This window comes from Nocardiopsis sp. iso_25, assembly GCF_056173305.1.
In genome coordinates this window covers 2,502,181-2,513,824 of the sequence record NZ_CM149667.1, presented here as the reverse complement: position 1 = coordinate 2,513,824, position 11,644 = coordinate 2,502,181, and the positions used below count along the sequence as shown (strand labels likewise).

At 72.9% G+C, this 11,644-nt stretch carries 10 protein-coding genes; 2 read left to right on the top strand and 8 right to left on the bottom strand.

Translation table 11 applies throughout. The features are described from left to right. Positions 1–78: 78 nt before the first annotated feature. From AC0VX6_RS10855 to AC0VX6_RS10825, 7 genes are all read right to left on the bottom strand, one after another. A complete protein-coding gene (locus tag AC0VX6_RS10855; protein ID WP_475468426.1) occupies positions 79–2,901 on the bottom strand; it encodes a hypothetical protein in 2,823 nt (940 codons plus the stop codon). A 166-nt stretch (positions 2,902–3,067) separates the two neighbouring features. After that, positions 3,068–4,045, bottom strand: coding sequence for an aldo/keto reductase (locus AC0VX6_RS10850; RefSeq protein ID WP_274977407.1), 978 nt, complete (start codon positions 4,043–4,045; stop codon positions 3,068–3,070). Next, positions 4,045–4,443: a MerR family transcriptional regulator gene (locus AC0VX6_RS10845; protein ID WP_475468425.1), complete on the bottom strand. Its 399-nt coding sequence runs from the start codon at positions 4,441–4,443 to the stop codon at positions 4,045–4,047. The genes AC0VX6_RS10850 and AC0VX6_RS10845 overlap by 1 nt, the downstream gene beginning before the upstream one ends. 60 nt (positions 4,444–4,503) lie before the next feature. Continuing rightward, the gene (locus tag AC0VX6_RS10840) at positions 4,504–5,184 is read right to left on the bottom strand and encodes a TetR/AcrR family transcriptional regulator (protein WP_274977405.1); all 681 of its coding nucleotides are present in this window, start codon (positions 5,182–5,184) and stop codon (positions 4,504–4,506) included. 34 nt (positions 5,185–5,218) lie between these two features. Further along, positions 5,219–5,500 (bottom strand): hypothetical protein, encoded by a 282-nt coding sequence (locus AC0VX6_RS10835; RefSeq protein WP_475468423.1) that lies wholly within the window; start codon positions 5,498–5,500, stop codon positions 5,219–5,221. Between the two features lie 86 nt (positions 5,501–5,586). Then, positions 5,587–6,105: a hypothetical protein gene (locus tag AC0VX6_RS10830; RefSeq protein WP_274977404.1), complete on the bottom strand. Its 519-nt coding sequence runs from the start codon at positions 6,103–6,105 to the stop codon at positions 5,587–5,589. 418 nt (positions 6,106–6,523) lie between these two features. Next, on the bottom strand, positions 6,524–7,030 hold the full coding sequence (locus AC0VX6_RS10825; RefSeq protein WP_274977403.1) for a hypothetical protein: 507 nt from the start codon (positions 7,028–7,030) through the stop codon (positions 6,524–6,526). 253 nt (positions 7,031–7,283) lie between these two features. On the opposite strand from AC0VX6_RS10825, the gene AC0VX6_RS10820 reads away from it, so the two are divergent. Next, the gene (locus tag AC0VX6_RS10820) at positions 7,284–8,513 is read left to right on the top strand and encodes an acyl-CoA dehydrogenase family protein (protein ID WP_475468421.1); all 1,230 of its coding nucleotides are present in this window, start codon (positions 7,284–7,286) and stop codon (positions 8,511–8,513) included. 94 nt (positions 8,514–8,607) lie between these two features. On the opposite strand, the gene AC0VX6_RS10815 is transcribed toward AC0VX6_RS10820, so the two are convergent. Further along, complete coding sequence (locus tag AC0VX6_RS10815) at positions 8,608–10,047, bottom strand: helix-turn-helix domain-containing protein (RefSeq protein WP_274977401.1); 1,440 nt, start codon at positions 10,045–10,047, stop codon at positions 8,608–8,610. A 215-nt stretch (positions 10,048–10,262) separates the two neighbouring features. Here AC0VX6_RS10815 and aceA point away from each other — a divergent pair, with 215 nt between their 5' ends. Continuing rightward, a complete protein-coding gene (aceA, locus tag AC0VX6_RS10810) occupies positions 10,263–11,561 on the top strand; it encodes an isocitrate lyase (RefSeq protein ID WP_274977400.1) in 1,299 nt (432 codons plus the stop codon). The last annotated feature ends 83 nt before the right edge of the window (positions 11,562–11,644 follow it).

Here is an 11,644-nt window from a genome sequence, read left to right as displayed (position 1 = left end):
GCCCTCGCACGGTGGCGGCACGCGGGGAGCCCGGTCGGCGGGCCGGGCTCCGGTGTCGCCGGTCAGTCGGTCAGTCGGTCAGAGGGGCCACCAGGAGGCGCCGGTGATCGCGGCGCCCAGCAGCCCGAACAGGTCCAGGGTGCCCAGGCCGAAGCGGGCGCCCGCCTCCAGCCCGGTGGCCAGGAAGGCCGCCAGGAGGATCAGGGCCAGGGCTCGGGAGGGCCAGCGGCGGGGACGGGGCGCCTCGGGGGCGTCCTCCTCCTCGTCCGCCCGGTCCAGCCAGGGCCGGTCCAGGCGGGCCACCTCGCGGCGCAGGTCCTGGACCTCCGCGTGGTAGTGGTCGCGCTCCTCGCGGACCCGCTGGAGTTCGGAGCGCTCGGCCCGGACGGCGGCGCGGGCGTCGAGGATGTCGACGCGGGCGCCCTCGGGTCCGTGCCGGGAGTGCCAGCGCTCCAGCCGGGCCAGGGGGAGGTCGACGTACTGGGTGGGCCAGTTGTCCTCGGGGACCTCGCCGTCGGGGAACTGCTCCGGGTCGGGTTCGGTCTCGGTCGCGTAGTCGAGGGGCGCAGGCGGCGGAGGGCCGGTCTCCGGCTCGGGGACCACGGGCAGGGGCGGCGCGTCGGCGGGGGCGCGGTCCTCGGGGCCGTCCGTGAGGCCGGGCCCCGGGGCCGGTTCGGGGTCCGCGGTCCTTCGGTCCGGCGGCGTCCCCGGCGTTCTGGGGGAGGCGGCGATGGTCCACTCGTCCGCGGGGGCGGGGGACTGGAGGAGGGATTCGGGGGGCGGGGCGGGCTCGCCGGCGAGGCTCACGGTGCCGCCCGTTCCGAAGGTGTCCTGGGCCGGGGCCGGTGGCGCCTGCGGGCTCTCCTGGCGCGGGGCTCCGGCCCGGGGACGGGGCGCGCCCGGGGGAGCTCCGTCCTCGGGCGCGGGCACGGCCGCCTCCGGCCGCGCTCCGTCCGCGGACAGGGGCGCTGTCGCGGCCGCGTCCTCCCTCGACCCGCTCGGGGGCGCGGACCCGGTCCCGCTTCCGGGTGCCGCCTGGGCGGGCGCGTCCCCGTCCCGTGGCTGCCCACCCCGGGCCGGGGGCTCGTCCGGTTCCGGAACGGCGCGTCTGCCGCGGCCGAGGAACCGGAAGGTCTCCCGGCCGCTCCGGGAGGCGGGCGGTCCGCCCTCGCGGGACGGTTCCTCCTCCGGTCCGTCCGGGATCGGCGCACCGGCGGACCGGAACCCGCTCCGCTCCCCCTCCTCATCGGCGGACGCGGACCGGCGGGGCTCGGGGTCACCGGGTTCGAAGGCACGGTCAGCCGTTCCGCCCCCGGTGTCCGGAACCAGACGCGGCCTGCGGTGGGGTTCGGGCGCCCCGAAGATCCCGGACCGCGCAGAGGGGCCCTCCGGGGTCGCGGACGTCTGCCCCCGGGCAGGTGCGATGCGCGGGTGCGGGCGCGGCGGGGCGTCACCGGCGCCGTCACCTCCCGGTTCCCGCGGCGGGGGTTCGGACGCGGGTTCGGGCCAGAGCGCCTCGTTGTCCCCGTCCGTCTCGCCGTCCCCGCGCGTCCCGCTCCGTCCGTAGGCCTCCTCGTCCCGGTGCGGCTCACCGTTCCCGCGCGTCCCGCGCTCCCGGTGTGCCCCGTCTCCTCCGTGCGCCCCCTCGGCCCCGGGCGCGGCGGGGTCCGCGCGGCCGTCCCCGCTCCGTCCGCCGCCCGCTCCGGCGGCGGAGGACTCCACGCCCTCGTCGGTGACCCCCTTCAGGGAGCGCTGGCCGCCGGGCACGCCCGGGACCGCCTCCGCCTCCAGGTCCGGGCGGCCCACCGGGACGCGGGACACCGGGAGCGGCCACGGGCCGGTCTCCTCCTCCCCCGGGGCCTCGGCCTCGGGCAGGTCGGGCAGGGGCTCCCCTCCGTACACGGCGTCCTCGTCCGGCAGCCGTTCAGGGACGGGGACGCCGTCGAACCGCCGGGGCCGCGGGTCGAGCCAGTCGCGCAGCAGCGCGCGGCGGTCGGCGAAGGTCGGGGCCCCGGCGATGCCGCGTTCGGCCAGGTGGCGGGCGAGCGCGTCCCCGCCCTCCTCCCGCAGGACGGACACGAGCCCCTCGGCGACCGCGCGGTGGTCGGGGGCCGGGGGCCTCAGGAAGGGCTCGGGCGCGTCGGCGACCGGCGGGCCGAAGGCCAGGTGCTGACCGTCCGGGGTGCCCAGCACCGGGTCGTAGGTGGAGAACGACCAGCTCCACCCGGCCGCGGGGATGGCGCGGGGCGGGGTGAGCACGTCGTGCAGCGCCCGGTGCAGGCCCCACAGGAAGCGCAACTGCACCGCCTGCCACAGGTCGGCCCGCTCGGGCGCCAAGGCGATGTGGATCGGCGCGTCCGGCCGGTACAGGGCGGCGGCCACCGCGCCCGCCAGGAGGGGTTCGTCCCCGACGGTGGTCTCGGCCGCGCGCCGGTCGCGGGTGCGCACGGCCCCGGGCGCGGCGGTGCGCTCCCAGGGCTCGGGCACGGGCAGGGTGTCCATGGTCGCCCAGCCCGGTTCCGGGGGGCGGCGCGAGGCCGGGCGGGTGTGGGGGTTCTCGTGCAGGGAGAGCAGCCGCGGCAGGGTCAGGCCGTGCGCTGGCCCCACGATCGCCCAGGCGTGCGCGGACCGGACGTCGCCGGGCCAGCGGTAGACCAGTGCGGCCTGCCCGTCGGGGTAGGCGCGCGCCCAGAGGGTTTCGGGGTACTCCCCCGGGTCGGTGTCGGGCAGCGCGGAGCGGTAGTCGGCGGTGAGCGCGGGGAGGAGGCGGTCCCGCCAGGAGCGCAGGACGGGCTGCTCGGCCTCGGGGAGGGAGGCGGCGGCCGGCCCGGGGCCGAACCGGCCGAGGAGGGTGGGTTCGGCCCAGGCGAAGTGGATCTGGTGGTACGTGCTGTCGGGCAAGTCGCCCCTCCCACGGGTTCGCGGACCGATGCGGCGCGGCCGCTCCGCCGCCACTAGGGAAGGTATCCGGTCAAAGGATGGTGAAAACCGCGCATGAATACATATGAGGTGTTACACGTGGTTTGTCCGGTACTGGTGACCGGCCCCGGCCACTCCCGCCGCCGAGCTACCCCGCCTCGGCCATGCGCCTCCACTGCTCGTCGCTGAGCACCAGGTCGGTGGCCTCGATCGCCTCGTCCAGCTGTTCCAGGGAGCTCACGCCCACCAGCGGCACCACCTTCGGGTCGCCGCCCATCAGCCAGGCGAGCACGACCTGGTTGCGGGTGGCGCCGGTCTCGCGGGCGACCTCGTCCAGGACGGCCAGGCGGGCGGGGGTCCCCGGGTGGTCGTAGGCCCGGTCCAGATCGGCGGCCTTCTCCGGCCGGGTGTAGGCGCCCCACAGCAGGGAGGTGTAGGCGACCAGCGTGTAGTCGCGGCCCTCGGCGGTCTCGGCGCGGACGAAGTCCAGGAGTTCGGGCGTGGCGTGCATGTGGCCCGCGGACCGCAGCGGCACGTCGAGGCGGGGCTGGAGGTAGCTGTACCGGTACTGGAGCACCCGGGGGCGCGGCCAGCCCCGGGCCTCGGTGACGGCGCGGGCCCTCTCCAGCTTCCAGGCGCGGTGGTTGCTCAGCCCCAGGTGGGAGACGGCGCCCTCGTCGACCAGCGCGGCGAAGGCCTCCAGGGTCTCCGGGAGCGGGGTCCCGGGGTCCTCGTTGTGGGCGTAGAGCACGTCCAGGCGGTCCGTCCCCAGGCGCTCGCGGCTGCGCTCGGCGGCCGTCGCCACGGCCCGCGCCGACAGCCCCTCCTTGGTCTCCATCCCGGTGCCGGGCACGGTGGGCTGCGCGCCGAGCTTGGTGGCGATGACCACCTCGTCGGTGACGCCGCGCTCGCGCCGCCACCGGCCCAGGAAGGTCTCGCTCTCGTGTCCCTCGAAGCCCTCCACCCAGAACTGGTAGCAGTCGGCGGTGTCCACGAAGGTGCCCCCGGCCGCCACGAAGCGGTCGAGCAGCGCGGCGGAGGTGGCGTCGTCGGTCTCGCTGCCGAACTTCATCGCCCCCAGGCACAGGGCGCTGACGCGGCGGTCGCCGATGGTGGTGTAACGCATCAGGGGGTCTCCTTGAGGGGTTCGGGGGCGCGGGCCGCGAGGACGCCGCGGTAGTAGTCGATCTTGTGCTGGATCACCGCCTGGCACCGGCGCATCTCCTCCATGCGCTCGTCCAACCGCTCCTGGTGGCCCTGGAGCAGGTCCAGGCGGTCGGGAACGGTGTGCTCGCCCTCGCGGATGAGTTCGGCGAACTCGCGCAGCCGGACGATGGGCATGTCGGTCTCGCGCAGGCACCGGATCATGTCCAGCAGTTCGACGTCGTCGGCCCGGTAGCGGCGGTGCCCGCTGGGGGAGCGCTCGACCCGGCGCAGCAGCCCCGCCTTCTCGTAGTAGCGCAGGGTGTCCAGGGTGAGGTCGAAGCGCTGCGCGACCTGGCCCGGCGTGTAGTAGTCCCTCATGGACAGCAAGCATGGGACCTGGAGCGCACTCCAGGTCAAGGGAGAAGGGGAAAAAGCCGTCTAGGTCTCGCTGGCGCGGATCGCGCCGACCACCGCGGCGGTGAGGTCGTCGATGATCTCCTCCTCCCCGACCTCGGGGTGCTCCAGCCACCACTCCCCCGCCGCCTGCACCATGCCCACGACGGCGTGCGCGACGATCTGGGAGCGCGGGCGGTCGCCGACGCGCCCTTCGGCGACGAGCTGGTCGGCGAGTTCCTCGCCCAGGCGGCGGACCATCATGCCCAGGTCGCCGCGGGTCCGGGAGTCCTCGGAGGTGGCCCGGTCCATCAGGAACCGGTAGAGGTTGAGGTTCTGGGAGATCATCGACAGGTAGGCGCCGACCGTGGCGCGGGCCCGGACCTCGAACCCGGTGTGCTGGTGCAGCTCCTCGCGGATGCGCTCGATGAGCGGGTCCACGTGGCGCCGGGCGAGCGCCCGGTACAGGCCGCCCTTGTCCCCGAAGTGCCGGTACAGGATCGGCTTGCTGATCCCGGCCTCGGCCGCGATGACCACCATCGACGCGTCCGGGCCGTCGCGCTGGATCACCCGGTCGGCCGCGTCCAGGATGGCGCGGCGCCGCTCGGGGTCGCGCCCGCGCGCGCCCCGCCCCCCGCGCGGGGCGGCCGGGGCCTCCGGCGCGGGCGCGCCGGAGGCGTCACTGCTGTCGGTCAGCGCGGTCGGCCGCGCGCGTTCGAGTGCCACAAGGGTTCACGGTAGCGGCTCGCGCAGCCCCGGATCAGGCCCGGAGCGCGATCCAGGTGGCCCGCGCGAGGGCCAGGAGGCGGCCCGCGCCGTCGTGGAGGGCGCTGGCGGTGGTGATCTTGCGGCCGTCGACCGCCTCCAGGTGTCCCATCACCACGTGGGCCTCACCGATCCGGGGCACCTCGTCCACGCGGACGGTGATGCGGCCCAGGAGGGCGGGGCGGCCGGAGATGGCGCTGGGGCCCGTGCGGGCCGATCCGCACCAGTCGGCCCCACGATCCCGTCCCGCCCCATCGGCGTCTCCCTGGCAGTACACCTCGGGCTCCGTTCGGTCCCTACTGGCAGCCGCCGACTCCGTCCGTCCCCTGTTGATTCCGCGCTTGGGAACGAGACCCGTCAGCCCTAGGCCTTCGGTCCGTTCTCTTCCCACCATTCGACGAACTTGCGGACCGATCCATCAAAGTCGGACTTGATGATCCGGTGGATCGCGATCTGGTCGTGGCCCTGGACCCAGTCCCGGCGTGTGAGTTCGCCGCACCCACACCGACAGGGCGTGAGGTCGGCCTGGTCCTCGAAGTAGGCGACAGGGTTGCGACTTCCGGAAGGCATGGGGTCAGGCTGACCGACGAGCCTGTCGTGCAGGGGGTGGCCGGGTTTCAGAACGGTTCCGTTGAAGGCGCGTCGATCCGCGGAATCGGAGAGGGCCCACTCGTCGATCTCGATGACCTGACGAATAACGTCACCGCCAACGAGAACAGCGTAACTTTCAGCCTCGGCCCGCTCGGACAGCCGCCACCAACCGCGACCCGCGTCGTAGATCTCCTGCTCGGACATCGTGGGGTCCCAGCCGATCAGCTGACGCGAGAGGAAGGGATGTTCGTTCACCTGGTAGTTACGCGCGCTCAGTCGAATGCGGATCATGTAGCCCTCCAGACGGGTTTCTACAGCACCTTACTTAACCTTGACCCAAGAGACACGGTTAAGACAAGTTAAACCCGAATACCGTGTTGCCACTTAAGAACCTTAAGGGTTCTCCCAACACCGAAGGCAAGTGAAGGCCCCACCGGGGTCCAACGGCACCAAGCCCTCACAGAGCGCGGACCGGTGGCCCGGGGGAATACGAAGGGGCGATCGCTCCCGGGAACTCCTCCCATGGACCGCCGCCCCGAAGATCGCCGTGTCGCGGTGCCAGCGCTCCACGGGGTACTCCCCCGCACAGCCGTTGCCGCCGAGGGTGCGGCGGAAGCGGTGAGGACAGCAGGAGACCCCGGCCAGGCGTCGGCGCGGGCAGGCGCAGGCAGGGTGGGGGGCGCAGGCGTTCCAGCGGGCGAGGCGGAGGTCAGACGTCGACCTGCATGACGGCCTCTCCGTCGCCGATCTCGGGGAAGGCCAGGGTGAACCTGTTCCCGTCCGCGAGCATGCCGCTGCCCTGACCGGCCTCCTTCAGCGTGATCGTGGTCGAGCCGCCATCGGAGCGGTTCTGCTGCAAGGTCACCTCTCCCCCGGCGATCGACCCGATCACGATCTCCGTGGCGCCCGCCTCCTCCGGAACCGGGATTCGGTCACCGGGTTCGACGGTGACCCGGCACTGCCCGTCCTCACAGGAGGCGAGATCCCTGCCCTCCTCCGGCAGGTCCGCCAGGGTGGGAAGGCCGGCGGACGCGGAGGGCGGGGCGCTCGGGGAGGCCGGGGCGGAGGGCGACGCGGAAGCCGGGGGCTCGTCGTCGGCGGAGGGGAGGCAGGAGGCGCCCGGGCACAGGAGCAGGGGGAGCGCGAGGAGGAGGCGGACGGAGGCCGTCCGAGGGGGCGTGGAAGGAACTCGAACCCGGGGGGAGGGTAGGCCCATGCCCCCAGTCTAGGCCGCGAACCCCCGCCGGTGCAGGGGTTTCGGCCGCCAGAACCGCCCGGTCACGCTCCGGTGCGCCCCCGGAGGGGGCGGGGCCGCGGGGCCGATGCGCCACCGGTCGCCGTCAGGACCCGGCGGGTGCGCGGGGCGCCCCGTGCCCGGGCACGGCGTTGTGGCAGGCGAAGCCACCTGTTACCGTTGGTAACACATACTGGCCCCTCCCCCGGAGGGCCCCGACAAAGGATGTGAGCGCATGAGCGAGGCCACCGCGCCCGGCTTCAGCCTGGAACTGAGCGAGGACGTCCGCGAGGTCCGGGACTGGACCCACGGGTTCGCCGCCGACGTCATCCGCCCCGCCGCCGCCGAGTGGGACGAGCGGGAGGAGACCCCCTGGCCGATCATCCAGGAGGCCGCCAAGATCGGCCTGTACTCCCTCGACTTCTTCGCCAACCAGTGGCTGGAGCCCAGCGGCGTCGGCATCCCCGTGGCCTTCGAGGAGCTGTACTGGGGCGACCCGGGCATCGCCCTGGCCATCACCGGCACCGGCCTGGCCGCGGTGTCCGTCGCCGCCAACGGCACCCAGGAGCAGCTCTTCGAGTGGACGCCGCAGATGTTCGGCACCCCCGACGACATCCGCCTCGCCGCGTTCTGCTCCTCCGAGCCCGACGCGGGCAGCGACGTCTCGGCCATCCGGACCCGCGCCGTCCACGACCGGGCCAAGGACGAGTGGGTGCTCAACGGCACCAAGACCTGGGCGACCAACGGCGGTATCGCCGACATCCACGTCGTGGTCGCCTCGGTGGAGCCCGAGCTCGGCTCGCGCGGGCAGGCCACGTTCATCGTGCCGCCGAACACGCCGGGGCTGAGCCAGGGGCAGAAGTTCGCCAAGCACGGCATCCGCGCCTCGCACACCGCCGAGGTGGTCCTGGACGACGTGCGCGTGCCCGGCTCGTGCCTGCTGGGCGGCAAGGAGAAGCTCGACGAGCGCCTGGCCCGCGCCCGCGAGGGCAGGGGGTCCAAGGGCCAGGCCGCGATGAAGACCTTCGAGGCCTCCCGCCCCACGGTCGGCGCGATGGCGGTGGGCTGCGCCCGAGCCGCCTACGAGTACGCCCGCGACTACTCCACCCAGCGCGAGCAGTTCGGCCGCCCGATCGGCGAGAACCAGGGCGTGGCCTTCACCCTGGCCGAGATGGCCACCCGCATCGACGCGGCCCGCCTGCTGGTGTGGCGCGCGGCGTGGATGGCGCGCAACGACAAGGACTTCGACAGCGCGCAGGGCTCGATGAGCAAGCTCTACGCGAGCGAGACCGCCACGTTCGTCACCCAGAACGCGGTGCGCATCCTGGGCGGCAACGGCTACACCAGGGAGTACCCCGTGGAGCGCTGGCACCGCGACGCCACCATCTTCACGATCTTCGAGGGCGCCAGCGAGATCCAGAAGCTCATCATCGGCCGCGCCGTCACCGGCCTGCCGGTGCGCTGACGCACCGGTGTGCCGCCGTGCTCCGGCACGCGCGAAGGAGGGGGGTCGGCGCGCGCCGACCCCCCTCCTTCGCCTGCCCCGCCGGGCCCGCCGCTCAGTCGACGCTGTGCTTCTCCAGGAAGGTGTAGACGTCGTGCTCGTCCACGCCCGGGAAGCTCCCCGAGGGCAGCGCCGAGAGCACGTGGGAGTGCGCGCGGGCCGAGGGCCACACGTTGCCCTCCCAGCGCGCGGCCAGGTCCGCGGGCGGGTGCACGCAGCACTCGCCGCTGGGGCAGTTGGACTTGGTGCGGTTGGTGGTCTCGCGCCCGCGGAACCAGCGCGACTCCTTGTAGGGCACGCCCAGGGTGATGGCGAAGTTGCGCTCGCGGCTGGGGTCCACGTGCGCCACGCACCAGTGGGTGCCGTTGGGCTTGTCCGTGTACTGGTAGTAGATCGAGTAGCGGTCCGGTGAGGCGAAGACCTGGCGCCCCGACCACTGGCGGCACATGCGCTGGCCCTCGATGGCCCCGGTGTCGTCGGTGGGGAAGACGAGGCCGTCGTTCTCGTAGGCCTTGTAGATGATGCCGGTCTCGTCGTTGCGGATGAAGTGGCAGACCAGGTCCAGGTGGCGGTGGGCCAGGTTGGTGAACCGGTGCGCGGCCATCTCGTAGGAGACCGAGTACACGTCGCGCAGGTCCTCCACCGACAGGTCGCGGGCCTGCTTGGCCTCCTGGAGGTAGCGCACCGCGGTGGTCTCGGGGATGAGGACGGCGGCGGCGAAGTAGTTGGCCTCCACCCGCTGGCGCAGGAAGTCGCCGAAGTCGCGCGGCCTGCCGTGGCCCAGCACGACGTGGCCCAGGGTCTGGAGCAGGATCGTGCGCGGGCTGTGCATGCCCAGCGTGGTCTCGCGCTTGAGGTAGATGCGCCGGTTGACGTGGTCGGTGAGGGAGCGCACCGAGCGGGGCAGGTCCTGCACGTACTTGAGGGAGAACCCGTGGTGGGTGGCGATGGCCAGGATCTGCCCCTGGGACAGGGCGCCCGCGGTGTAGTTGACGGCGTCGAGGGTCTGGGCCGCCGCCTTCTCGATGTGCTCGAAGTAGTTGCCGCGCTCGCGCATCTGGCGGCGCAGGTCGGCGTTGGCCCGGCGTGCCTCCTCGGGGGTGGCCGTCGGCTTGGCGCTGCGCCGCCGGAGCTCCCCGTACAGGCCCACGATGTGTTCGAGCACGTCGTTGGGGACCCGCTTGCCGATCCTCAGGTGCGGCAGGTTCAGGTCCTGGTAGAGGGTGTCGCGCTGGGCCTCCTCGACCGCGATCTCCAGCTGCGCGCGGCGGCTCGGGGGCTGCTTGGACAGCAGTTCCTCCACCGAGACGCCCAGCGCCGATGCCAGGGAGGTGAGGAGGGAGAGCTTGGGCTCGCGCTTGCCGTTCTCCAGCAGGGAGAGCTGGGAGGGGGCCCGGCCGACGCGTTCGCCCAGGTCGGAGAGGGTGAGGCCGCGCGCCCGCCGCAGGTGGCGGAGCCGCTGACCAAAGGTGACGAGATCCAGGTCACCCGTCAAAGACGGTATTTCTTCAGCACCAAAGTACGCCATGGCTTCATAGTACGGAAAGAAACGTCGATCTTCGCAAGATTTCCGATGGAAAAGCCTCGGAAGTTGCCCAAGAATCTAGTTACCGGCGGGGAACTTACCGCTCAGGGCTCACCCCCTGGCTCTGACCCGGCCTTCTCGACCGGTGCGAACACTTGGGGACTACACGTAAGGCGGGATCGAACATGGGCACCAGCGCTCGACGACAGGAAGCCAGCGCCGAACTCCAGCGCGACTGGGAGACCAACCCCCGGTGGGCCGGTATCGAGCGCACCTACTCCGCCGACGACGTGGTCAAGCTCCGCGGTTCGGTCACCGAGGAGCACACCCTGGCCCGCCGCGGCGCCGAGCGCCTGTGGGACCTGCTCCACACCGAGGACTACGTCAACAGCCTCGGCGCCCTCACCGGCAACCAGGCGGTCCAGCAGGTCCGCGCCGGGCTGAAGGCCATCTACCTCTCCGGCTGGCAGGTCGCGGCCGACGCCAACCTCTCGGGCAACACCTACCCCGACCAGAGCCTGTACCCGGCCGACTCGGTCCCGGCCGTGGTCCGCCGCATCAACAACGCGCTGATGCGCGCCGACCAGATCACCTGGGCCGAGGGCGACGACAGCGCGCCCGAGTGGCTCGCGCCGATCGTGGCCGACGCCGAGGCCGGGTTCGGCGGCGTCCTCAACGCCTACGAGCTGATGCGGGGCATGATCGCCTCCGGCGCGGCGGGCGTGCACTGGGAGGACCAGCTGGCCTCCGAGAAGAAGTGCGGCCACCTGGGCGGCAAGGTCCTCATCCCCACCGGGCAGCACGTCAAGACGCTCAACGCCGCCCGCTTGGCCGCGGACGTCGCCGGCGTCCCGTCCCTGGTCATCGCGCGGACCGACGCCCAGGCCGCGACCCTGATCACCAGCGACGTCGACGAGCGCGACCAGCCCTTCATCACGGGCGAGCGCACCGCCGAGGGCTTCTACCGCTTCCGCAACGGCGTCGAGGCCTGCGTGGCGCGCGGCCTGGCCTACGCCCCGCACTCGGACCTGCTGTGGATGGAGACCGCCACCCCGGACCTGGAGGTGGCCCGCGACTTCGCCGAGCGGATCAAGGCCGAGTACCCGGACCAGATGCTGGCCTACAACTGCTCGCCGTCCTTCAACTGGAAGCGCCACCTGGACGACGCGACCATCGCCAAGTTCCAGCGCGAACTGGGCCACATGGGCTACAAGTTCCAGTTCATCACCCTGGCGGGCTTCCACTCGCTCAACTACTCGATGTTCGACCTCGCCAAGGGCTACGCCCAGAACGGGATGACCTCGTACGTCGAGCTCCAGGAGGCCGAGTTCGCGGCCGAGTCGCGGGGCTACACCGCCACCCGCCACCAGCGCGAGGTCGGCACCGGCTACTTCGACTCCATCAGCACGACCATCTCCCCCGAGGCCAGCACCACGGCTCTCACCGGCTCCACCGAGGAAGACCAGTTCTCAGCGGCTCACTGACACTGGTCTTCGTTCCCAGGAGGCCGTCCCTCCCCGCTTTCGTGGCTGGGGCGGGGCGGGCGGCCTCCGCCCCCTAGCCGTCG